22 protein-coding genes are annotated in these 23681 nt (G+C 34.1%); 3 read left to right on the plus strand and 19 right to left on the minus strand.

Annotation, left to right across the window (positions count from 1 at the left end):
- Positions 1 to 33 precede the first annotated feature (33 nt).
- Together PSR14_RS15365 and PSR14_RS15370 are read right to left on the minus strand one after the other, a co-directional pair.
- Entirely contained in the window at positions 34 to 1491 is a 1458-nt protein-coding gene (locus tag PSR14_RS15365; RefSeq protein WP_001186942.1) for an MFS transporter, read from the minus strand.
- A gap of 238 nt (positions 1492 to 1729) precedes the next feature.
- Positions 1730 to 2947, minus strand: coding sequence for an aspartate aminotransferase family protein (locus tag PSR14_RS15370; protein ID WP_001286491.1), 1218 nt, complete (start codon positions 2945 to 2947; stop codon positions 1730 to 1732).
- A gap of 272 nt (positions 2948 to 3219) precedes the next feature.
- Between PSR14_RS15370 and PSR14_RS15375 the strand changes: the two genes are divergently transcribed.
- The gene (locus PSR14_RS15375; protein ID WP_098487287.1) at positions 3220 to 4596 is read left to right on the plus strand and encodes a catalase; all 1377 of its coding nucleotides are present in this window, start codon (positions 3220 to 3222) and stop codon (positions 4594 to 4596) included.
- A gap of 81 nt (positions 4597 to 4677) precedes the next feature.
- On the opposite strand, the gene PSR14_RS15380 is transcribed toward PSR14_RS15375, so the two are convergent.
- The 6 genes from PSR14_RS15380 to PSR14_RS15405 form a co-directional block, all read right to left on the minus strand.
- Complete coding sequence (locus PSR14_RS15380) at positions 4678 to 5502, minus strand: ABC transporter permease (RefSeq protein ID WP_000114664.1); 825 nt, start codon at positions 5500 to 5502, stop codon at positions 4678 to 4680.
- 14 nt (positions 5503 to 5516) lie between these two features.
- Positions 5517 to 6296, minus strand: a complete 780-nt coding sequence (locus PSR14_RS15385) for an ABC transporter ATP-binding protein (RefSeq protein ID WP_000255350.1) — start codon at positions 6294 to 6296, stop codon at positions 5517 to 5519.
- Positions 6297 to 6310: 14 nt separating this feature from the next.
- Positions 6311 to 7333, minus strand: coding sequence for an ABC transporter substrate-binding protein (locus PSR14_RS15390; RefSeq protein ID WP_000239838.1), 1023 nt, complete (start codon positions 7331 to 7333; stop codon positions 6311 to 6313).
- Positions 7334 to 7507: 174 nt separating this feature from the next.
- The gene (locus PSR14_RS15395) at positions 7508 to 8953 is read right to left on the minus strand and encodes an aryl-sulfate sulfotransferase (protein ID WP_046199287.1); all 1446 of its coding nucleotides are present in this window, start codon (positions 8951 to 8953) and stop codon (positions 7508 to 7510) included.
- 89 nt (positions 8954 to 9042) lie between these two features.
- Positions 9043 to 9522 (minus strand): MarR family winged helix-turn-helix transcriptional regulator, encoded by a 480-nt coding sequence (locus PSR14_RS15400; protein WP_001044428.1) that lies wholly within the window; start codon positions 9520 to 9522, stop codon positions 9043 to 9045.
- A gap of 336 nt (positions 9523 to 9858) precedes the next feature.
- Positions 9859 to 11607: an adenine deaminase C-terminal domain-containing protein gene (locus PSR14_RS15405; protein ID WP_000531397.1), complete on the minus strand. Its 1749-nt coding sequence runs from the start codon at positions 11605 to 11607 to the stop codon at positions 9859 to 9861.
- A 218-nt stretch (positions 11608 to 11825) separates the two neighbouring features.
- Between PSR14_RS15405 and PSR14_RS15410 the strand changes: the two genes are divergently transcribed.
- Complete coding sequence (locus PSR14_RS15410; RefSeq protein WP_113732942.1) at positions 11826 to 12164, plus strand: DapH/DapD/GlmU-related protein; 339 nt, start codon at positions 11826 to 11828, stop codon at positions 12162 to 12164.
- 287 nt (positions 12165 to 12451) lie between these two features.
- Here the strand turns inward: PSR14_RS15410 and PSR14_RS15415 are convergent, their stop codons facing one another.
- From PSR14_RS15415 to PSR14_RS15465, 11 genes are all read right to left on the minus strand, one after another.
- Positions 12452 to 13090 (minus strand): LysE family translocator, encoded by a 639-nt coding sequence (locus PSR14_RS15415; protein ID WP_098487288.1) that lies wholly within the window; start codon positions 13088 to 13090, stop codon positions 12452 to 12454.
- Positions 13083 to 13844: a YqcI/YcgG family protein gene (locus PSR14_RS15420; RefSeq protein WP_001143350.1), complete on the minus strand. Its 762-nt coding sequence runs from the start codon at positions 13842 to 13844 to the stop codon at positions 13083 to 13085. The genes PSR14_RS15415 and PSR14_RS15420 overlap by 8 nt, the downstream gene beginning before the upstream one ends.
- 23 nt (positions 13845 to 13867) lie before the next feature.
- Complete coding sequence (locus PSR14_RS15425) at positions 13868 to 14344, minus strand: YbaK/EbsC family protein (protein ID WP_000278064.1); 477 nt, start codon at positions 14342 to 14344, stop codon at positions 13868 to 13870.
- 616 nt (positions 14345 to 14960) lie between these two features.
- Positions 14961 to 16127, minus strand: a complete 1167-nt coding sequence (locus tag PSR14_RS15430) for a serine hydrolase (RefSeq protein WP_000747151.1) — start codon at positions 16125 to 16127, stop codon at positions 14961 to 14963.
- A gap of 258 nt (positions 16128 to 16385) precedes the next feature.
- Complete coding sequence (locus PSR14_RS15435; protein WP_098487289.1) at positions 16386 to 16892, minus strand: DUF3902 family protein; 507 nt, start codon at positions 16890 to 16892, stop codon at positions 16386 to 16388.
- Positions 16893 to 17086: 194 nt separating this feature from the next.
- Entirely contained in the window at positions 17087 to 17821 is a 735-nt protein-coding gene (locus PSR14_RS15440; RefSeq protein ID WP_001284544.1) for a hypothetical protein, read from the minus strand.
- Between the two features lie 15 nt (positions 17822 to 17836).
- Positions 17837 to 18946: a DUF58 domain-containing protein gene (locus tag PSR14_RS15445; RefSeq protein ID WP_098487290.1), complete on the minus strand. Its 1110-nt coding sequence runs from the start codon at positions 18944 to 18946 to the stop codon at positions 17837 to 17839.
- A complete protein-coding gene (locus PSR14_RS15450; RefSeq protein WP_098487291.1) occupies positions 18943 to 19875 on the minus strand; it encodes a MoxR family ATPase in 933 nt (310 codons plus the stop codon). The genes PSR14_RS15445 and PSR14_RS15450 overlap by 4 nt, the downstream gene beginning before the upstream one ends.
- 143 nt (positions 19876 to 20018) lie before the next feature.
- Positions 20019 to 20312, minus strand: coding sequence for a putative quinol monooxygenase (locus PSR14_RS15455; RefSeq protein WP_098487292.1), 294 nt, complete (start codon positions 20310 to 20312; stop codon positions 20019 to 20021).
- A 46-nt stretch (positions 20313 to 20358) separates the two neighbouring features.
- Positions 20359 to 20997 carry a nitroreductase family protein gene (locus PSR14_RS15460; protein WP_000185409.1) on the minus strand — a complete coding sequence of 213 codons (639 nt, stop codon included), beginning with the start codon at positions 20995 to 20997 and terminating at the stop codon, positions 20359 to 20361.
- Between the two features lie 18 nt (positions 20998 to 21015).
- Complete coding sequence (locus PSR14_RS15465) at positions 21016 to 21444, minus strand: MarR family winged helix-turn-helix transcriptional regulator (protein ID WP_000204165.1); 429 nt, start codon at positions 21442 to 21444, stop codon at positions 21016 to 21018.
- Between the two features lie 265 nt (positions 21445 to 21709).
- On the opposite strand from PSR14_RS15465, the gene PSR14_RS15470 reads away from it, so the two are divergent.
- Positions 21710 to 23653 carry a translation factor GTPase family protein gene (locus tag PSR14_RS15470; protein WP_098487293.1) on the plus strand — a complete coding sequence of 648 codons (1944 nt, stop codon included), beginning with the start codon at positions 21710 to 21712 and terminating at the stop codon, positions 23651 to 23653.
- Positions 23654 to 23681: the final 28 nt, after the last annotated feature.

Below are 23681 nucleotides of genomic sequence, written 5' to 3' on the forward strand. Positions count from 1 at the left end.
CATAGGAGTCTTTTTATACTTCTACCTTACTTTTTAAATTGAGGCGTTTTTCCCTGCTTCAATCTCTAATGACTCTTCATGCCACCAAAGTGTTTCTTCAGGATCTTCTTTAGCAATTTGGTGTGCTTCTTTTTTCGATTCTACTGTAGGATATGAACCTTTTAGCGCACGTCCTGATGTTGTAACGAATAGTACACTAAATACAACTAATCCAATAATACTTACACCTGTTAAATAAAATGCCGGTGCAAGCGGGTTACCAGTTGCATGAACTAAGTATGAACATACAAGTGGTGTTGTACCACCAAATATCGATACAGAAATATTAAATGAGATTGAAAGTGCTCGATAACGTACATCAGTGAAAAAGAGTGATGGTAATAATGAAGGTAATGTTCCTTCATATACACTTAGGAAGAAACCTAATACGAAAATACCTGCAAATATAGCTGCAATATGCCCGTTACCTATTAGTAAAAATGCTGGAATTGCAAATACAGTTAAACCAAGTAAACCAATTTGCACGACGCGTTTATTACCAATTTTATCACTTAATTTACCGAAATATAGTGCTAGTGGAATCATAAGTGCCATCGTAATAGAAATAATTAGTAAGCCTGTTGTTTCTTCGACTTTAAGTACTTGAGTTAGATAAGAAGGAATATACGAAAGAATCATATAATTTGTAATATTAAAGAAGGCGACAATTACTGTGCTTAATAAGAAGTCTTTTTTGTGATATTTCATAATATCCATAAATGAAAATTGTTCATTGTCTTCAGATTCCTCTTGTGCTTTTTCCATCTCTTCAAAGATGGGAGATTCATCTAAATGACGGCGTAAGTATAAACCGACCAAACCAATTGGTGCAGCTATTAAGAAAGGAATACGCCAGCCCCAGCTGAGCATTTGTTCATCTGTTAACAATAACGTCAAAATGGTAACAATTACCGATGCAGCAATGTAACCTGAGAGTGTTCCAATTTCAAGACCACTACCGAGTATACCACGCTTTTTATCTGGAGAAGATTCTGCGATATAAACCATTGCTCCTGAATATTCGCCGCCTGTAGAGAAGCCTTGAATCATTCGGGCAACTAAAAGTAGTATTGGTGCCCATACACCAATTTGTTCATAGGTTGGTAGTAATGCGATGAATAATGTAGAAAGTGCCATTAAAATAATAGTAGTACTTAACACGATTTTTCGGCCGTACTTATCTCCTATTCTACCAAAGAATACACCTCCGATTGGTCGAACGAGGAAGGCCGCTGCAAATGTACCGAATGTAAGTACAAGTTGCAATCCACTATTATCAACACCTGAGAAGAATAATTGACTTAAAATTACCGCTAAATACGCGTATAATCCGAAGTCAAACCACTCCATTGCGTTCCCTATACCAGTAGCAACTACTGCTTTCCTGGCTTGTTTAGGATTAACAATATTAACGTCTTGAGGTTCAAAATTCAAATCATTATTTTGTTGCATATAATAAAACAGCTCCTTATTTAATTTAACTTCTTTAAGCACACCTTCTCTTATTGAATAAAATTAATTCGAAGCACTTAAGGAAAATTAACGTCTCCTTATCTGTTATTATTGTTTCACATAATTAATTATTTGTCCAATGAGATGCTCTCTAGGTTAAATAATTTACTATTTTAAAAAGCTGAAGAAGCCGCTAAAATAGCGACTTCTTCAGCTTTTTATATTTTTTTATATTTTTTTAAATACTTGCTGTAGCAGCTATGTTATGAATACAGGAAATAAACTCATAAATGAATGCGTCAATTTCTTCTTTCGTAATAATATACGGCGGAAGTAATCGAATAATATTCCCTTGTGTTACATCGACCAACATTCCTTTACTCATTAACTCAATCTGTAATTTCTTCACATTTTCATTCGTGTCATTCACACTTATCCCAAACATCATCCCCGCATGACGCACTTCCTGAATATAATAAGAATTTTCTTTCTGAATGTCTTGCAGTTTGTCATTCAAATATAGTGACGTTTCATATGCTTCTTGCATTAAACCATCGTCAAGTAATGTATTTAATACAGTTAAACCTAAAGCCGTTCCCATTGATGAATGAGCAAATGTTGTGCCGTGATCTCCTGGTGCAAATACATCACATAACCTTTCACCTACAATAATTCCGCCAAGTGGTATCCCGCCTCCTGCTCCTTTACCAATTTGAATAATATGTGGTGTAATATTGAAATTTTGATAAGCAAATAGTTTTCCTGTTCTTCCCATACCACTTTGAACTTCATCAACGATAAGTAGTACATTATATTTCTCACATAAGTTTTGAACACCATGTAAATATTCACCCGATAATGGATAAATCCCCCCACTTCCTAATACAGGTTCTAACATAATTGCAATTGGATTTTCATGAATTATTGTCTCTTCTAATTGCTCTATATTCTCGCGCTCAACTTCATATACTGGGATCGATGTTTTCGGGAAATTTTGATATACACTTTCTTGTCTCGTAAAATGAAGTGCCCCCAACGTACGCCCGTGGAAACTATTCTTCAACACTACAATTCCTTCACGTTCTTCATGCATAATAGCTCTATATTTATCAATTAATTTCAACGTCGTTTCTGTCGCTTCCGTACCAGAGTTTGTAAAAAAGACCTTTCCGTTTTTTAAAGAGCAATCAACTAATTTCTTTGCATATTCAATCGCAACTGGATTTAAAAAATGAAACGGTAAATGCAACGACTTCGTAACTTGATCCATTGTTGTTTGTACGATTTTCGGGTGATTGTATCCTAATACATTTACTCCGACACCAGAAAATAAGTCTATATACTCTTTACCATCCACATCATACAGTTTACACCCTGCTCCTCTTTCTATCGCAAGCTTTGTACGACAGTACGTTGACATCATATACTCTTTATCTAATTGAAACCAATCCGACATGTTACATTCCTCCTAGTTATTTTCCCTGTTTTATTTATGTTCATTTTCTATAAAGTCATGTATAAATTCATTTTTAAGATTGAAATTTTAATAGTAATGTTCTTCCCGATATTCATTTTTCCATAATTTCTTCTATTTCAACAGGTCCACTACATACGCGTTTTTCTCATCTAGCGGTCTGTAACTAGTTTGAACTTAGCGTGTTATACATAATCAAGGCTATAAAATCATATTTAGTAACAATGGACGAAAAAGATTTGGAGGCTATATTGATGAATGAACACTATGATAAACAGAGGCAATCTTTACTAGGGAAAGACTTTAATGAAAATGGAGAACGTAATGAACAAGCAATCCTTCACTCTCAAACAGTTGGTTCACGTGGACCTGTTCTAGAGCAAGATAGTGTGCTTCACGAGGCGTTACAACAATTTATTCACGAAAAAATTTTAGAAAGACCTGTTCATGTAAAAGGATTTGGTGCGTTCGGTTATTTTCAAACAATCTATCCAATGCCCGAACATACTAAACTAAATTTCCTACAAAATGCTAATGAGAAAGTTCCCGTTATGGTGCGATTTTCATTAGCTGTTAGCACGAAAGGAACACCTGATACTTCTAGAAATGTACGCGGTTTTTCTACAAAATTTTATACTAAAGAAGGTATTTTCGATCTATTATGTAATCACATTCCTGTCTTTTCTGTACGCGATCCGATGCGTTTCCCTGAAACCATTCAAGCGTTGTCACCTTCACCTAAAAATAACTTATTAGACTCTAATAGATTTTGGAGCTTTGTCGCTAGAGCACCTGAATCCATACATTTCGTTGTCCGTTTGTACTCTGATAATGGTACGGCCAAAAGCCTTCGCCACATCCCAGGACATAGTGTAAATACATATGTTTGGAGAAATGCAGAAGGCAATCGAAAGTATGTAAAGTATCATTGGTACCCATTTGAAGGTGTACAATTCATTACTAGCGAGGAAGCAAATAAACTGGCTGCCGAAAACCCTGATTATAGCGGCAAAGATTTATATGATGCAATTGCAAACGGTAAACCAGTGGAATATGGTTTATATGTCCAGCTCATGGACCCGAAAGATGAAGCGCATCTTTCTTACGACCCTTTAGATGATACAAAAATATGGGATGAAAAAGCGTATCCTCTTATACCAGTCGGCAAAATGGTATTAAATAAAAACCCTGAAAATTATATGGAACAAGTAGAAAAAGTCGTTTTCTCCCCTTCTAATTTACTTGACGGTGCTGAATTATCAGATGATAAAATGTTGCAAGGGCGAGCTAACATTTATAGTGATTCTCAAAGAAGAAGAATTGGTCCCGAATTTCGGAAATTAACGATTAACCAACAGCAAAATTGGACACCTGCTAATCAAATAACGAGCGGTGACGGAAGATACATTGAAGGTGAACTTGAAAGAACTTCAATAACGAAACAAGATGACTTTACGCAGGCTGGTGAATTTTATACGAAGTTAAAACCGATAGAAAAAGAACATCTTGCAGAAAACTTAGCTGGTGATTTGAAAGTTATATCTGATGATATTAGAAAGATAGTGTTAGAGTATTTTCATAACGTGTCAGCTGATTTGGTGAAGAGGATTGAAACCAAGATAGAAAAATAATAAGAAGTAAGAACGCATCGACTTTTTTCATAAAAAAGAGCCATTTATCTAACCTTTTTTAGTCAGCTAAATGGCTCTTTTTTATTTTTTCACCACATTATATCTTTTCAGAACTACACTTCCGAATTTATTAAATATCCGATCCATCAAGAAGCCCATCAATCCAAGAATAACAAGACCGACAAAAATCCAATCTGTTTTGAAATATAACCTTGCATTCCAAATCATATAACCAATTCCTTCATTAGCTGCAACCATTTCAGCTCCAACAATGGCCATAAATGAGGATCCCATTGCAAGCTTTGCCCCCGTATAAATATAAGGAAGTGCTGCTGGTATGATGACATGGAACATAATTTGCCATTCTGATGCTCCCATACTTCTCGCTGAGCGAATTTTATCTTCTTCAACAGCTTGCACACCGGTAATTGTGTTAATCGTCACAATAAAGAAAGTTGCATACATAATGAGAAAAATTTTAGATTGCTCTCCAATACCAAACCAAAGCATAAATAATGTTATAAAGGCAAGAGGTGGAATAAAGCGAATAAAATTGATAACTGGATCAAATAGCGCTCTTAACCATGGGATTCGGCCAATTAATAATCCTACCGGAATGGCTACAAGATTCCCTAAAATCCATCCAGCTATTACTCTTAAAAAACTAACTCCTATATATATAAATAAGGAACCATTTTGACTCAGTTCAATTGCTCCATACAAAACTGCTATCGGACTTGGCAAAAATTGCGGATCAGAAAAATTCGCTACAACACTCCATATCGTAAGGATAAGTATCCAAGCGATAATTCCACTTTGTAATAGCTTCTTTTGTAAACCAATCTTGAAATTATTTGTTTCATAAATAGTCTCTTTTCTTGCAATCTCATCTTTCAACACGCTCATATTTGGACCTCCTTTCAATCAAAGTGTGATTGAATCATTTGATAATAGTAATTAAATTCTTTATCTGTAAATGTTCTCGGATACGGTAGTGGAATATCGTAAATCTTTTCAATTTTTGAAGAAGGTCCTTTAGACATTACCCCTATTCTTTGCCCAAGTAATAGAGCTTCTTGAATATCATGAGTGACAAAAATAATCGTTTTGTTTGTTTCTTTCCAAATTCGAATTAACTCTATTTGCATTGTTCTTCTAGTCATTGCATCGAGTGCTCCAAATGGTTCATCCATTAATAAAAATTGCGAGTCATTGGCTAACACACGTGCTAATTGAACTCTTTGTTTCATTCCTCCAGAAAGTTCTCTTGGATATTTTCCTTCATGCCCATCTAGTCCAACAAGTTTTATATAGTGAGAGGATATATCATTTCGGGTCTGCTTTATCATTTTTTTCATTTTTAAACCAAATTCAATATTTTCTTTAATTGTTAGCCACGGAAAAAGCGCTGCGTCTGCTTGTTGAAATACGACGCCACGATTTCTATCAGGCTTAATTACCTCTTCATTATTGACTATTAGTTTCCCTGATGTCTTTTCAACAAATCCAGCAACCATACTTAATAACGTAGATTTTCCACATCCGCTTGGGCCAAGTAATATAAAAAATTCACCATTCCCAATTGTTAAATTTACATCTTCTAAAACAAATTGTTCGTTATTAAATGATTTAGATAACCCAGAAATAGAAATGGCCACAGGAGATTTCAATACTTCTTTTTCACTTACTGTACTCACCATACTTCACTCCTATTCTATTTATAAGTAACAGATTCAGGGAAAGCTTTTTTAAGTGCTTCAAGATTAATTTTATCTTTCAATTCATATTTATCTTTCAGTTTCCCTTTCTCTTCTAACCATACTTTCATATCTTCTAAATGTTTTGCGTCCTCCTCTGTAAATCCAAGAACATAGTTTTGTCTTTCAATATCTTTTAACGCATCTTTCTCTGGTAGTTTCAATTGCTCAAAAGCAAGCTTAGCGGTTTCTTTTTTATTGTTATCTACATATTTAATACCTTCAGATAAAGCCTTAAGTGTGTTTTCAACAGCTTTTGGATTCTTCTCGACGAATGATCTTTTTGCTAGTAAATAGCTGTCAATTGTAACGCCTGCACTTTCTAAATCACCTAATTTTGTTACACCTTTTATATTTTTAAATTTATCCTTTAATGCACCAGAACTCCAAACAGCATCTATATCACCATTTTTCATTCCTACAATAGCTTCGTCTGGTGTACTATATGGAACGAAGGTAATATCCTTTTCATTAATATGTTTCGCTGCCAAATATTTCGCCCAAACATACTCCGTTACAGTCCCTTTAGATACGCCTAACTTTTTACCTTTTAAATCATTTTCTGTTTTAATCCCCTCTCTAACTAGAAGCTCATTGTCTTTTGATGATTTTTCATTTCCTCGCGTAAGTGTTGAAATTACGACCATATCTCCTTTTCCTAACGAATTTAAAAGCGCATAATCAGCAGCAAGACCTGTATCAGCTTGTTCCGTTAATACCGCATTAACTGTATCAATTCCATAAGCAAAATTCGATAGTTGAGCTTTAATACTATTTTTCTCAAAATAGCCTTGTTTCTCGGCAGCTCTAAACTGAAAAGATCCGCCAGCAGCTGTATCTATAGCCATTTTCACCGCGGCCGTTTCTTTCCCATTACTTTTTGTCGTTCCCGCACTTTCTTTTGAAAAGTTTGAGCATCCTGCTACAGCTAAACTAGTAACCATTGATAAACTTAAAAATAAAGGCTTTAGTTTCACCATTTATCATTCCTCCATAACAATTTGTTCAAGCTTGAAGTAAGATTTGTTTAACCGAAATATTACGTTAAATTATTACAAATAAAGAAATGGAAACGTTTTGTCATATAACAAACCTATCAAGTTCATTTTAATAAGTGGGGGAAATGACTCTCCCCACACTTTAAATTACTAACGTTAATCTCGTATTTTATTTATTTCTTCCAATGTCGCTACACAGAAATCTCCGGTGCCGTAAGATATTGTTCCTTCGACTGTCACAACAGATTCCGTACCAGCTTCTGCAGCATTCGGGACTCTAAATGCTGCTATATCAAGAGGAGTAATTTCTTTCTCCTCTGGTTTTTCTAGTTGAGGTACCCACTCATACGGTACACGATACGCACGGTAAACCATATTGGAGTTTCTGTTATTTTTATAAGGTGAAATATATTCCCATACAAGCTCATGCTCACGAGTAACTTCAAAAATCCGACCATCTGCTCCTTCTGTAATCAATGTATTTCCGTTTGGTAGCCTTTGGGCAGAACTAATATATGGACTGTAAAATCGATACGAATCTAAAGGAGCTTGATATCCAGCTTCAGTTGGCGTATATTGCCACTCAATTTCTAAAGTTACTGGATTAATTTCTAGAATCCTCGAGTGATCACGAACAGCATTTTTGGAACCGTATGGAGATGCAGGGTTTGGAAGACCGTATCCTGCCCAACCACCATTATCAAATACAAGTAAATTCCCTTCTCCAGGCAATCCTTTCGGAATGATATGTGCATGATGTTGTCCAATGATCCATCCTAAATGCTTAACATCTGGGCTAGAATAATCAGGACCGAGTTTCCAAACTATATTTCCTGTCTTCTTGTCAATAATGGCAATTATATTTGACTCCCTAGCATCCCAAATAATATTTTCAGGATGAAAACGTTCATCTCCTTGGTCATAAAACTTATTCGGACCAATTGTAGACATAGAATTTATATGCATCCAATCTCCATCCGAATTACCACCAAAGGATCTAATATTAGGATTACAGAATAGTACATTTTTAGCACTTTCATCAAATCCAAGTTCTTCAAAATGATCACTGACAGCCCACTCCCATATAATATTCCCTTCCCAATCTACCTCAATAATGACATCATCTAATAACGGCTTATCGGATATATTCGGATTATGTACATTTTTGTGTGCTAAAATTAACGTATTTCCACCATCTGTTTTCGGTTCTAATTCTGGTGCATAGTAACCCACGGGATTTCCCTCACGCTGATAATCATGATGAGCTCTAGCCATCCACTGCGGATCATGGCCTGGGTCTTCAATGTGTTCCAGACGGTTAAATCTCCAGACTATGTTTCCTTCCCAATCTACTTGAACTAAATCTACTTCATCTTGAAAACCGTACTCAGGATCTCTTTGTGCTGTATGACCAAAAACATATCCGCCTGGTAATAACTTATTTGGAAATCCACGCAGTCCTTTCCATAAGTGTACTTCCTTTCCATTCATATCAATTAATAACGCACCATGATCTGCAGCTTGATAAATTGTATAACCACTCCAAGCTTTCCCGGGATTATATACTGTTGCCCCTGTTGGATAAATTGTTGGATGTCCCATTCTTTCCACTCCTATTCATATTATTAATAAGTCACCTTTTAACAGTTTGAATTTTCAGACCCAAATAACTAGAGTAATAGTATTCTTTGTTATTCCTCTGTATTCTCATTGCTTAGTTTCATAATTGTATCCGAAAGGTGTTCTAAATTATGGGCTAAGCGTTTAAAAACTTCGGTCTGCACTTGTAATTCTTCTGTTGAAAATCCATCGAATAAAACAGACATAAAACTTGTTCTTATTTTATTATTTCGCTTTATAAATTTCAGGCCATCTTCAGTAATATCAAGTAAAGTGATTCGTCTATCTTCCTGATGACGTTTCCGAATAGCCAAGCCTCTTTCTTCTAACTTATCGCATAATGCCGTAATCGCTCCTGATGTAAAATCCAGTTCTTCTGCTAAATCAGTTAGACGCTGCTCACCATCTCGAATAATTTTGTTTAATATTAAGATGCCCGGCAACATAATACCTTCAATCTTAATTTTGTCACGTTCCTTTACAAACTTACGGACCATTTTACGAAACAACCAATCTGTTTCTTCGATTAATGTTGGCATCGTTTTATTCATATCTCCTCCGCTCCTTGCTCTATGAATAATACAAAAAGGCACGAACACATTTCAAAATTATGAAATGTATACGTGCCTTTGGTTATCCAATCAGCTATTCAATTTGTTTTAGCATTAAAATAATGAGTGGTAAAATAAGTAATATCCACATATTAATCCATTAATTCCTATGCGTCAAGTATGTTTTAAAAATATATTTTCCTAATTTATCTATTTGTTCTCGTTTAAGGTTATTTTTGAGATTATTTATATGTAACCCTATTTATAACAATACATCTAAAATATAAAACTCCCCCACTTTACATAACTACTGTAGCGGAGGAGTTCTTTCTAATATTACTTTATCAAATTCACCGGCGAAGCAACTACCTTTCCACTTTTCACATCATATAGCCCTATAGGCGTTACCCGTATAAAAGGCAAGTGCGTCGCAGAAAAGAATAAAATTGTAAATGCTGGATCATCATACGCGTAGCCACGCTCTTGTAGTAATTTCACCATCTGTTTCTCTTCCTGTATTAATTCACTCATTTTTAAATTAGACATAATTCCGAGCAATGGTAATGCGATTTCATGTAATACTTCATTCTTCTCAGCTATTACCATTCCCCCGCCAAGCTCTTTTACTCTATGAAAAGCTATAAGCATATCTTCTTTTCTTTTTCCGATAAGAATGATGTCACCTGTACCAGAATAAGAGCTAGCAAGCCCACCTAGTTCTTTCGCAAAACCTTTCACAACTGTATTCACTCGCCAACTGCCATCACGAGCAATCATCATAAGGAAACATTCATCATGATCTGTGGACAATTCATTACATTCTATGTTGATTTTACTAGTATATGGTTTTGTAATAACGTTATTTAATAAGTGTATACCCGTTTTATTAGAGAAAATCATATCCTCTTTTTCTATGGACCAATCTAATGATAATGGAGTTACTTTACATTTACCCCAGTCTATATGTAATGCTTCATGCGTATTTACACCGTCACGCTTCACCCATTTCCCCTTTGCAATAACGCTCGCTGGTACTGGGTTTTCTTTACTTTCTAAAATATTGATATTTGCAATTCTCCCTGTCCCAATCGAACCATGTATATGCTCCATATTATAATAACGAGCAATATTATAACTTGCCATATGATATGCATCTATTACTGGAACACCTTGCTTTATAGCAGTAGTAATCATTACATTCGTCATTCCGTTTTCATAAAAGGACGGATGAGAACCATCTGTTGTGAAAAAGAATCTATCAAATTGCTTCACACCTAATTCCAGTAGTTCTTTTAATAAAACTTCTAAATCTGGTCGGATGGAAGAGTTTCGAAGAGAAACAGTGTAACCTTGCATAAGACGAGTTAACACTTCTTGCCCCGTCATTGCTTCATGATCACAGTCTGTACCTAACAGTTTTAATTTTACTAACGTTGCTTCAGATGCTCCTGGGAAATGTCCTTCTACTTTTTTCTGTAATCGCTTTGTTTCCTGCACCCAAGTTAGCATTTCATCATCGCCATGTAATAATTTTGGCCATGCTGTTAGCTCCCCTCCTTGAAGAACTGCTTCATGCTGTAGCCATTCTATTATTTCTTCACTATTAAATAAAGATTGCCCATTTTGCAATTCAGTTTGTCCATCAAAACGGCACCACCAATACATACTAGCTGGAAGCTTTTTAAATTTATCTAATAAATGAAATGATTCCTCACGCTTTAATGTGAAAAATAGAGTTAAATTATCATTAATAAAAGTTGTTGTCCCAAATTGCATCGCATGATTCGCTAACGTCTCTGGATTATATAATTGATATGGATGTGCATGCGGTTCTATGTAACTAGGAACGACATACTTTCCATCACAATCAATAACTTCACATTCATGTAGTTGCTCTGGTAGTTTTTCTCCTACATATATAATTCTGTCATCATAGATCCAAATATTTGCTTCCATCCATTCACGTATATAGGAATTTAAGTATGTTGCGTTCTTTAATAATTTATGAGGACTTCTTGTACCGTCTATTATTTCAACATGTTCTCGTAATTGCTCGTTACTCCATCTGAACTGATTTTGTCCCAATGTATTTCACTCCAATGCCATATTAGTTAAGACGAAAAATAATTAATTAACTAAACTATTTTCTATTTAAGTCCACTCAATATATATCACTATTATATTTAACAATCATAAAAATTACAATTTTCGGAATATAAATCGTTTTATTGTTCACTTCTTCCTCATTTGAACATGAACATTTCTGTGAAGTTGTTTTACTGGAACCTTTGAAAGAATAATGAATATTTTGTAAGGGCAAAAACGTATTTTTTAACAATGGATGTTCTTTTCAAGATAGAGATGGGATTCAAATAGGAGACAATTGTATAATCGGTATGAATGCTACAATTGCCACACTTAATCACGGGCTAACTTTAGAAACAAGAAACACGACATACGCCTCCCCTGTTACAATTGGTGAAAATGTATGGATCGGGTCTAGTGCAACCATACTTCCTGGTGTGACACTTGGAAACAATTCAGTTATTGCTACAGGGGCAGTTGTTACAAAGGATGCACCTGCAAACATTGTCGTTGCAGGAGTGCCCACAAAAGTTGTGAAAGTAATTCATAGCAATTAAAAACATTCTAGATTTTTCAAATGCAAACAAGCTACTTTTATTGAAATTTGCTTTACTGCTTATATATTTATTTTATCGTTCTTGTTAAGAATTTTATTTCTCTTTGTGAGAAGAGAATGTGCCTATATATTTTTCTATACAGCAATAAAAAGACTTATAGAATGATTCTATAAGTCTTTTACTATAAGGAATTAACCTATACTTATCAATTAACAAATTCAAAAACCAAAAGGTTCGCTATGAATAAAGTTCTAAAAAATAACTATCGACTCTAATTATCAATCATTTCATAATAGTCTATCAACCCCTCTTACTGCCTCATAGCCAAAATATATTCCAAACATAATTAAAACAATTCCTGCTACTATAGAAATCCATTTCATTACTGTATGATTAATAAATCTTCTACTAAAATGAATAGATGTAGCCATAAATATATCCCAAAGCATAATCCCAGCAAAAATGGCTGCACTATACCATAAAGCTTGTTCTTTTCCAATAGTATTCATAGCACTAGTTAGAACTGATCCGTATATCCCTATCCAAAAAATAATATTTAATGGATTAGAAATTGCGATAGCAAACCCCGATAGAAAAGATTTTAAAGGATGTTCTTTTTCACCTGATGAAATATATTGAACTTGTTTAGTAGCTTCTTTCATGCTTTCATAGCCTAAATAAATCATCGTTACAAAACCAAAAATCCAAATGCAGAGCTGGGCAACTGGAGTTGTTAAATAAGTCGAAATACCAAAGTAAATTAAAAACATCATTACAACATCTGCTGACATTGCTCCAACTCCTACTAACCATGCACTCAAAAAACCATTTTTTATTCCTTTATTTATTTGAGCAACATTAATCGGACCGACTGGTGCAGACAATGAAATCCCTAATAATATATAACTGAATATCATGCTAATCATTTTTCTTCAACCCCGTAATAGGACATCTCATTACACTTTCTTCATTTGTTTCTGGTAACATATATTGTTTCCATTCAAAGGTTTCTTTTATTCCGTAATCCCCTATATCTGGATGCATTGGAATATCATCATATGCTAACAAACGTTTTCTAATCACTTTCCGTACTTGTTTCCCTTGTTTTGTATCACCTGTAATATCATCTAGAGTACCTCGAGGTTGTAACGTAATTTCAAGGCCGGTTCCTGTATATCTACTTTTTCTCTCAGAATATATTGGAGCCCTACAAACGACAAATATAGGTTCACCACCAAAACAAAATTCCCATTTAGCGTTATAAGGATCTATTGGTATTTCTGCATTCCATGGCTCCGGATCATTTCTCATTAAAAATTGTAATACATTCCAAAATTGTTTTTTGTATTCTTCAGCCAGTAATTGTTTATTAGATGGTTTAAAAAATATTACTAAAGTAGTTCTCTTTGCAATTTGTTGATATGTTTTAATATATTCATAAATCCCATCTCTTAGTTTGAACAATTCATTTTCATCATAAGCCGATTCAGAAAATATATATCTAGACCAACCATGTTTCTCAGAATCTACTGCAAAATAACACGGAAATGGTTTAGATTGATCTAAAATGCTATCGTGAAAATTATTGAAAGATATAGTTTTCCACTCATCTAAAATCCCTTTATTTTGTTCTTCAATTATTCTCTTTTGATCGTATAAATACATTTTTGTAGTTGGCATTACTAAAATCCCCCCTAATATATTTATGATCTTTTCTCATATATTAAAATATTATTCTCAACAATATTTAAGATTTTATTTATACTTTTTGTAGGTATTTCAATTGTTATCTCAGGTATACCGGGAGATAACAAAAATTTATTATAGTTATAAATTTTTCGATCTATAATAAGTGTGATTTCATCTGAATAGCCAAATGGAGATACACACCCTGGAACACAAGAAGTTTTTTCTATTAACTCCTCGGCTGAACAAATAGAAATCTTTTTTCCAACCAAATCTTTCATAAGTTTTGAATCTAATTTTTCTCCTTCAACAGTTACAAATATGTAATAGTTATTTGATTTATCTTTTAAAAATAAACTTTTACTGGGTACACCTTCTAATTTAAACCTTTCTCTAATTTTTCTATCTGTTTCATAATCTAATATTGGCTCATGTGTATATTGTGTATACGATATAGCCGCTTCTTCTAACAGTTCTACTACTTGTTTATACATATTTATCCTTCCTTTGATTTCATTACAAAATTTGAAAAGATAGCCTTTTCTATTGCTGTTCCCGCTTCCTATTCTTTTTCACAATATATTCAATTATAGTTTACGACACAATTAAATTTGAAATAAAATACAAATTTGTAATATAAATGGAACCAAAATATAAAACTTATATTAATCATTATTTTCATAATAGTCAATCATTCTTACACAAATCATAATTATCTATTTTTGTATACTTAATTCTATTTGTTATTAATTCATACGATAAAAGTACCTTATTATGTAAATTACGGAAATACATTTAAATATTTTTCAACAAAAATCAGAATTCACTTATTATTAACCCCAAAATCTAGAACTACTTACCTTTGTATGTTGCAATATTTTAAAAATGTAAAAGTCACTATAAATAAGAAATATCAAATAAATATAATAGATTTATAGTAAAATGAAAAAATTTAAATACATCATTACTTTTCTTGTAACAGCACATAAAAAACCCGCATCATGGGAAGTAAATTGCTCATGATTCGGGATTTTTTAAGAGTATATTTTAATAACAATTAAATCACATACAAGTCCTTATATACCTCTATAGTAGAACTCTTTTCATCTATTATTTATTAAATTCAACTTGCATCATTTTATTAAACTGTGTAAGGATTTCAACCGGACCTAAAGAATTAGCATTGACAGCAAATGTATGCTTGCCTCCAATTACTCCACCAGCAAAAGTCATAAACCCAGGAATTGATCCTCCGTGCCCCCAAACTGAGACACCATTTGGAAGTTTCGTCTCATAGATTCCAAGGCCATATCCATCACCAACCCCTTTTCCTTCTATAGGAACTGTAGTAAGCATTTCTTTTAACTCGTGTTCCTTCAGTAACTTACCACCGAGTAAAGATGAAAAGAACTTGTTTAAATCATCCGCATTAGAAATCATATCTCCAGCTGCATTAGCTAAACTCGGATTATAATACGTAATGTCTTTCAACTCGCCTGTTTCGTCCATTTTCACATATCCACGAGCATGATTCTTTCCTGGAATGACGGGTGAATTTCCTGGTAAAAACGTATTTGGCAAGTCCAGAGGTTCAATAATTCGCTTTTCAATTTCTTCCGCATAACTATTACCAGTTATTTTTTCAATTAGCATTCCCAATATTACATATCCTGTGTTTGAATACAACCAGTCTTTGCCCGGCGAGAAATCTGGAGGTAGAGAAAGACCTATTTTCACTATTTCTTCAGCTGTATACGTTTTTTTCGAATTCATTATGTCAGCATCTTTTGACTTTAAGTATTCAGCGATACCACTTGTATGATTCAAAAGTTGGCGTATCGTAATTTGATTGCCATCATACCCATTTCCTTGAACGAGACCCGGTAACCACTTCTCAATTGAATCGTCAAGTTGTACGCGATTTTCTCCAACTAATTGAAGAACCGTCGTGGCGGTAAAAGTTTTCGTCACACTACCAATTCGAAAGCGATAATCTGATTTCACCGGTTTCTTTGTGCTTAAATCTGCTACGCCAGCAGTATAACTACTAATTTTCCCTTTATTAGACGTCTTAGCTAATACCCCTGGTGCTCCAATTTGGATTGTTTCCTGTAATACTTGTTTCCAGCCATTCCGATTCTTTTGATCATGTACTTTTGACGAATTAGAAATACTTTGAGTAGACTCTGCTTTCACAGTAAAACCAGGTGTAAATAGAGTAGTACCCGCTAATAAAACTGTCAAACTCGCTAACTTCATTGAATTACGTTTTTTCATAAGGATTTCTCTCCCCTATTCATATCGTATTGATTCAAGCTATACTTTCATCCTATATGATAAAACTGTCTTTTTTCTTATCCATTCCTTACGAAATACTTACGTTTAAATTTAAATAAAGTTAACTGAGGAAGAGTTATGCATGCAAATAAAAAGAGAACATGTTTTCATTTTTTATGTAAACATGTTCTCATAAACATTTAAAATTCTATATCAACTTGTCATCCTATTCTTTACACAACTAATCTAAATTCCTTTTTACCAGCCCGCACTAGCATTCATTCCATTTCCAATAATAGAAAGTAATAGTGGCCATAATACTGGTCCTAATGTAAGTAATACATTTAGAAGTATGAGTATTCTATATCCACCGGTGAAATTATGATTTTTACGATTAACAAATACGAGACTGACTAATGATAGTATGGTCGTTAAAAATAACACTAACATTACCAACCAATACCACACCATTAAACTGAGACTCCATGGTGTTAATAGCTCGTGTATAATACAAAATGAGATTCCTAATACCGCAAAACTAAAACTAGTCACCGCTGTTTTTATAAGCCATGTATTTATTTTTTTATCGTATGTATGTTTACAATATAAATCTATTAAAGTGAATAAAGATAAATATGCCATGAATACGCCTATCCAAGACAATAACCAGTCTCCGTCCCCTTTGAATAATAAGAACAGCAACCAACACATACCTACTGCAGAAAAAACAAAGGAAATAAGTATGCTTTTTAATACTGATTTCATTACATTTTCACACCCTTAAAAAACTTAAAAATTAATTATAATTTATAAAAATTAAGTATAGGTTAACATGTAATGAAGTATAAGTAAATAAAGTTAATTTACAGTTAATTTCTTTTTCTTATTTGAAGGCAGTTTTATATATGAAAATGATTCATGATAATCAAATTTCTCTACAAAAAAGTAAAGGTGGATATTTACATATCCACCTTCCCATCTCCCTCTACCCACTTCATTATTTTTTCCACATCTAACTCCGTATACGTCTTTTCACCATAACGAACAGACTCATATAACGAAGTAATATTTCTCGTTCTACTAATTCTTTTTAACCACTGTTGCATCGTTTCATAGGATCTTCTCTGTTCATGAAATGGTAATGTTCTTTCCCATTCAACTAACGTTTTTCTTATCGTATCTTTAGGTAATGGCTGTTCAAACTGATGCATCACTTTCTTGTTCTTTTCGGTTCTATCCGTATTTTCTTTTGTTATCGATTGTTTATCCTGTTCTATTTCTGATTTCGTTACCTTTTTCCTCATTAATTTATAAACAGCATATAAAATGACCACTGCAATAATTACATAAAAAATGACACTAATCCATGAATTTGAAAGAACAGAAAACACATCAGTCCATGAATTTTTTCGTACAAAAAGTGGAATTTCCCTATCTATTTTCGTTCTTGTATCTACAACTCCTGTTTCTTCATCTATAATTCTTTCAGATTCATCAAACTGTGCGTCTACACTAGTAAAATCATAATTTCTTTCTGATATTATCTCCGTCTTACTAGAAAAAAGCCCTTTTACTATGTCTTGTACATACACAACACCTTGTGATAACGTTATCGCACTAATCGCAAAGAAAAGTATGATTAAAGTTCTTACACCCCATAACTTCACTTTCATATGTCGCTTTTTATTCGCCATGACATAAGCCCGTTCTTATTCTTTCATTACAATCCATTTATTCGTTCTACTGTATTTCTTTGGTGAAGTACCAATAATTAAAGGAACCGCATCCAGTTCCTTACGACGAAAGCCTGCTGTGTAAAAATAAGAAGAAGATACAGGCGTATCTTGATCCGATATTGAGGCAAGTATTTTTAATACATTTTGCAAATGTTTCCGATTATCACCATTCTTTACATGTAGCAAACCGTTATCCTTTACACTATTAATCCATAATTCAAATGAACAGTTTTGCATAAGAAGTTGTTTACATATGCCTGCTGTTAATTCAATTAATTCTTCTATATCATTTCGCAATGAAACGCCACTTTTATTTTGCAAGTTGAGATAAATCGCGTATTTATCTGATTGCGTTCGCTCATACTTTTTCGCAGTTATCGTCCCTGTTTTCGCTGTTGCACTCCAGTGGATGGAACGAAAATCTTCATTTTCATAAGACTTCACTCCCATTACTTTCGTTTCATCATATAAGGGTGAAGACATCGCTTTTCGAAATCCTCGTGACCATTCTTGTAATTCAGGGACTTGCATTTTTGGAACAGCTGGTAAAACTAAATAGGACGGCGTATCGACTTGTTTATATGTTATATGATTCGTTATAAATCCAAAAGGATCCGTAATAACAATTTCAACTTCTTCCCATTTCGCAATTCCTCTTTTTAACGCTACAGCTTGTAAATGAAATGAAGCTGACTCTCCTCCTTTTAAATTAAAATTCATATAATAATTTGAACCTGTATTCGTATTTTTGTTTATTTCATCATGATTCCAAGTTAGCTTGTTTTCACATTTAAATCGAAATACGATATTGAAAATAGGAAATATCGACTTATTTGAAATTTTCATTTTGCACATATTCGTTTCACCTATAAAAACGTTTGAATTCCCTTGGCTATATTCCCATTCAACACGAGATACTTTACGTATGTATACATGCATAGCACCTATTAAAATTACATACAAAAATACGAGAGATAAAAACAGTAGATTGCTTGAAAATACGCATAAAATAACAGCTACAACTGACATAACTCCCATTACGAAAGGCTCCGCTAATGGTGTATACACAAGCTGTTGATTCATCGTATATTCTCCACTGGTACATTAATCGTATGAAGAATTTCTCTCATGATTTGTTCTTTCGTCGTTTTCATCTCCCCTTCAATCGTTAACGTTAAACGATGAGCACAAACGGATGCAGCAAGCGTCTTAATATCATCTGGCGTACAGTAATCTCTTTCATTTAATATAGCCCTTGCTTGAATCGCTCTCATAAATGCCAACGTCCCCCGCGGACTTACACCAATTTCAATTAGCTCATGCTTACGCGTTGCCTCAATAATTTCAAGAAGATAATCTTGCACATCATTTCCTACTAACACTTCTCTTGCACGTTTTTGCATCATAATAATTTCTTCACTTGAAATAATAGAGTGTAATGTTTCTAACGGATCATTCGTTTGAAACCGATTCATCATTTCCTTTTCAGCTTCTCTCGTAGGATAACCTTGGCGAATCGTAAGTAAAAATCGGTCTAATTGAGCATCAGGTAAAGGAAATGTACCCGCAGATTCAAGAGGATTTTGCGTTGCAATTACTAAAAAAGGTTCTGGTAATGAATGCGTCTGTTTCGCAATTGTAACAGTACGCTCTTCCATAACTTCGAGTAACGAAGATTGTGTTCTCGGTACAGCACGATTAATTTCATCCACTAATACTATATTTGCAAAAATAGGACCTAACCTCGTTTTAAAATCCGATTCCTTCACATTAAAATATTCAAGACCAATAACATCTCCGGGCAAAGTATCCGCTGTAAATTGTATTCTTTGAAATTTTGCGTCCACGCTTTTAGCCAAACTTTTCGCTAGTGTTGTTTTTCCTGTCCCCGGTACATCTTCTAATAAAATATGTCCTTTTGCTATTAGAGCAATGGCTGCAAGTTCTATGGATTCATCTTTTCCTATAATAACTTTCGAAATATTATTAGTGATTTTCTTTAATGTGTTCATCTATTTATCCCCCCATTTCCTTTTGTTCTGAAAATTAAGAATTATTATTTTCCAAATTATAACACATTACGATAAAAGTAAATATATTCCTGTCAAAATAAAAAAGATGACCTTAGCACTATAAGCTAAAGTCATCTTTCTCATTATTTTACTAACTCTCCATTATAAGCTTTTATATCAAGAGGAGCAGTTAACAACTGTTTTGCTTTGCTAACGAAAGATGTGAAGTGTTCACTCGTATTATGACTCGCAACTGCTACTTCATCTTTCCATACTTCTACCATCGTATACACATTTTCTTTTTCTGTATCTTTATAAAGATCATAAGACACATTTCCACTTTCTTCTCTTGAACTATGAATGAGTGGTTGAATTTCTTCTAAAAATGATTGTTGTTTCGCTGGATCTACTTGAAATATTGCGTGAATAATAATCATGGTGTTTCCCCTCTCATCTTTCACTTATTGAAGTTCTTTTATAAAATTATTTCCACTCTGCAACTTTTTCAATTGGAAGACGTACTGATTGGTAACCACTGTCAGCTGCTTTTCCGATTGAAATTAACATAACTGGTACGTAACGTTCTTTATCTAATCCGAACGCTTCAGCAATTTGGTCTTTTTCAAAACCACCAATTGGACAAGTATCATAGCCGTGAGCACGAGCTGCTAGCATAAATTGCATTGCTACAAGACCACCGTCAATAAGTACAGTATCTTTCATTACTTCTGGTGTAACCATTGAGAAGTAAGCTGAAAGTTTTTTCATTTGGTCTTCTTTTACTTCTGCTGGCATGAAACCACGCTCTACTGCTGTTCCGTAAATTTCTTCTGCGTTATCAAAGTTGTTTAAATCACCAAATAAAGCGATCATTGCTGAAGATGTTTCTACTTGAGATTGATTGAATTTCGCAAGTGGTGCAAGTGTTGCTTTCGCTTCGTCACTTTCAATCACTACGAATCTCCATGGCTGCATGTTTACTGAAGATGGTGCAAGTGTTGCTTCTGTAAGAATTTCTGTCATTTCTTCTTTGCTAATTTTCACTGATGAGTCGTATTTACGAATTGAACGACGTCCTGTTAAAATTTCGTTAAAATTATTTGTTTTTACTGAGTTAGTCATAGTTGTATTCTCCCTTTTTTAAAGTTCTTTTATGTTTTCTTGAATGTGAATTAACATATTTAAAAGATTATCGCGTTCTTCTTCACTTAATCCTTTAAATGCCGATGCTGCAAAACGTTCTTTTTCCTCTTGAAACGCCTGAATTTTATTTCGTCCCTCTTCAGTAAGAGAAACTAACGTAATTCTGTTATCGTCTGGATTTTTACGTCTTACAATCATTCCGTTTGCTTCTAGCTGTTTTAAATGCCTCGTTATCGCAGCGTTATCAATGTTCACTTCTTGCTGAAGTGCTTTTTGACTAATTTCACCTACTTCAAATAACTGAAGTATAAGCTCTAATCGAGACTGGCTCATACCCGTACACCCTTCAAATTTCGAACTTACTTCTTTATTTAGAAAGTGTAATTTATATAAAATAATCGCTTCTTTTGAGCATGAACTTGTCAAATTACCCCTCCTTTACAATCAAAACAAAAACGTTTGATGTATCAATAGTTGATATGTCAATTAATATAATCTATATCGATTTAGAATGCAAGCTTTTTGTTTTCATTTTTATTTTTTCCAAATTAAGGCGCTTTGTCGCGTTACAAAAAATGTAAATTACATTATAATAGTAATACTTTAAATGACTGGAGAGTGATTGTAATGCGGCAATACACAAATAGAAATGAGGAAATGAAAATGGAAAATGAAATGAGGATATTTATATATGACAACAATAAATATAGGGATTGTCGCGCACGTAGACGCTGGCAAGACGAGTTTGACTGAGCGTATTCTTTATGAAACGAATGTGATTAAAGAAGTTGGCCGAGTTGATAGTGGAAGCACGCAAACTGACTCAATGGAATTAGAAAGACAACGCGGCATTACGATTAAAGCATCTGTCGTGTCTTTCTTTATTGATGATATAAAAGTAAATGTCATTGATACACCTGGACACGCTGATTTTATCGCTGAAGTGGAGCGATCATTTCGCGTTTTGGACGGTGCGATTTTAGTTATTTCTGCCGTTGAGGGTGTGCAAGCACAAACGAAGATTTTAATGCGGACATTACAGAAACTCAACATACCGACTATTTTATTTGTTAATAAAATTGATCGTAGTGGTGCAAATACTGAAAAAGTTGTAAAGCATATAAAAACGATTCTTTCAAATGAAGCATTCCCCTTCTATTCTGTCCAAAACGAAGGAACAAAGGAAGCTCGTATTATTGAATATAAATCATATGACGATTGTATAGAACGATTAGCACCTTATAATGAATCATTACTTGAGTCATATGTAAATAACGAAATCGTAACGGACACATTATTAAGAGAAGAACTTGAAAAACAAATACAACAAGCAAATCTGTATCCGATCTTCTTCGGTTCAGCACTGACGGGTACAGGAGTAACTGAACTACTTGAAAATATTCCAGCGTTACTTCCAGCTAATAATTCGTCTCCAGATGAAGAACTGTCCGGTGTTGTTTTTAAAATTGAACGTGAACCTTCTGGAGAAAAGATTGCTTATGTAAGACTTTTTTCAGGTAGTTTACACATTAGAAAATATGTGGATATTCAGCGAAATGAGTCTCTACCACATAAGGAAAAGATTAAAAAAATGTGCATATTTCATAATGGAGATGCCGTTCAAACTTCTACCGTTCCTAATGGTGAATTTTGCAAAGTGTGGGGACTAAGTGATATTAAAATTGGTGATATTATCGGTGCACGGACTGATTATATAAAAGATATTCACTTTGCCGAACCACAAATGGAAGCTGCCATCGATGCAGTACCTAAAGAACGAATTCATGATTTATACACTGCTCTTATGGAACTATGTGAAGAAGATCCACTCATTCAAGTGTGGAAAGATGATGTTCATAATGAACTATACATTCGCCTTTTCGGTCAAGTACAAAAAGAAGTAATTGAAACGACTCTTTTTGAGAAATATAATTTGCAGGTTACTTTTTCAAATACGCGAGTTGTATGTATTGAGAAGCCAATTGGCATTGGGATTTCCGTTGAAGTAATGGGCGAAAAAACGAATCCATTTTACGCAACAGTTGGATTCAAAGTCGAACGTGGTGAACTTAATTCTGGCATAACATATACATTAGGCGTTGAACTTGGCTCACTACCTTTAGCATTTCATAAAGCGATTGAAGATACTGTATTTCAAACGTTAAAACAAGGTTTATACGGTTGGGAAGTTACGGATATTTCTGTCACGTTAACGCATACAGGTTATGCTAGTCCTGTTACAACAGCGAGTGACTTTAGAAACGTAACGCCACTCGTTTTAATGGATGCTTTAAAGAAAGCTGAAACATATGTATATGAACCAGTTAATGCGTTTGAATTAACTGTACCGGAGCAGGCAATTAGTACCGCAATGTATAAGCTCGCTGCTATTCCAGCAACTTTTAGCGAGCCGATATTCAATAATGACTCATACCATTTAACAGGATCGTTACCTGTTGCGAAAACAGAGAATTTTCAGCGAATGCTTCATTCATTCACTGAAGGAGAAGGCATATTTACAACGAAGCCAGCTGGTTTCACAAAACTGAAACCTCCCTTCCCTACTCGAAAACGTGTTGATTATAATCCGCTGAACCGGAAAGATTATTTGCTTCATGTGTTGAAGGCTTATTAAAATAAAAGAGGTGCAATTCGCACCTCTT

The organism is Bacillus sp. A01H, assembly GCF_045277205.1.
GTDB lineage: Bacteria > Bacillota > Bacilli > Bacillales > Bacillaceae_G > Bacillus_A > Bacillus_A paranthracis.

Coding starts and splice junctions, on each gene's coding strand:
- PSR14_RS15365 (WP_001186942.1), bottom strand. CDS start 1,491: ATGCAACAAAATAATGATTTGAATTTTGAACCTCAAGACGTTAATATT.
- PSR14_RS15430 (WP_000747151.1), bottom strand. CDS start 16,127: ATGAAAAAACGTAATTCAATGAAGTTAGCGAGTTTGACAGTTTTATTA.
- PSR14_RS15375 (WP_098487287.1), top strand. CDS start 3,220: ATGAATGAACACTATGATAAACAGAGGCAATCTTTACTAGGGAAAGAC.
- PSR14_RS15435 (WP_098487289.1), bottom strand. CDS start 16,892: ATGAAATCAGTATTAAAAAGCATACTTATTTCCTTTGTTTTTTCTGCA.
- PSR14_RS15420 (WP_001143350.1), bottom strand. CDS start 13,844: ATGCCAACTACAAAAATGTATTTATACGATCAAAAGAGAATAATTGAA.
- PSR14_RS15415 (WP_098487288.1), bottom strand. CDS start 13,090: ATGATTAGCATGATATTCAGTTATATATTATTAGGGATTTCATTGTCT.
- PSR14_RS15385 (WP_000255350.1), bottom strand. CDS start 6,296: ATGGTGAGTACAGTAAGTGAAAAAGAAGTATTGAAATCTCCTGTGGCC.
- PSR14_RS15390 (WP_000239838.1), bottom strand. CDS start 7,333: ATGGTGAAACTAAAGCCTTTATTTTTAAGTTTATCAATGGTTACTAGT.
- PSR14_RS15445 (WP_098487290.1), bottom strand. CDS start 18,946: ATGAATCAACAGCTTGTGTATACACCATTAGCGGAGCCTTTCGTAATG.
- PSR14_RS15470 (WP_098487293.1), top strand. CDS start 21,710: ATGACAACAATAAATATAGGGATTGTCGCGCACGTAGACGCTGGCAAG.
- PSR14_RS15455 (WP_098487292.1), bottom strand. CDS start 20,312: ATGATTATTATTCACGCAATATTTCAAGTAGATCCAGCGAAACAACAA.
- PSR14_RS15380 (WP_000114664.1), bottom strand. CDS start 5,502: ATGAGCGTGTTGAAAGATGAGATTGCAAGAAAAGAGACTATTTATGAA.
- PSR14_RS15450 (WP_098487291.1), bottom strand. CDS start 19,875: ATGAACACATTAAAGAAAATCACTAATAATATTTCGAAAGTTATTATA.
- PSR14_RS15440 (WP_001284544.1), bottom strand. CDS start 17,821: ATGGCGAATAAAAAGCGACATATGAAAGTGAAGTTATGGGGTGTAAGA.
- PSR14_RS15425 (WP_000278064.1), bottom strand. CDS start 14,344: ATGTATAAACAAGTAGTAGAACTGTTAGAAGAAGCGGCTATATCGTAT.
- PSR14_RS15400 (WP_001044428.1), bottom strand. CDS start 9,522: ATGAATAAAACGATGCCAACATTAATCGAAGAAACAGATTGGTTGTTT.
- PSR14_RS15370 (WP_001286491.1), bottom strand. CDS start 2,947: ATGTCGGATTGGTTTCAATTAGATAAAGAGTATATGATGTCAACGTAC.
- PSR14_RS15395 (WP_046199287.1), bottom strand. CDS start 8,953: ATGGGACATCCAACAATTTATCCAACAGGGGCAACAGTATATAATCCC.
- PSR14_RS15460 (WP_000185409.1), bottom strand. CDS start 20,997: ATGACTAACTCAGTAAAAACAAATAATTTTAACGAAATTTTAACAGGA.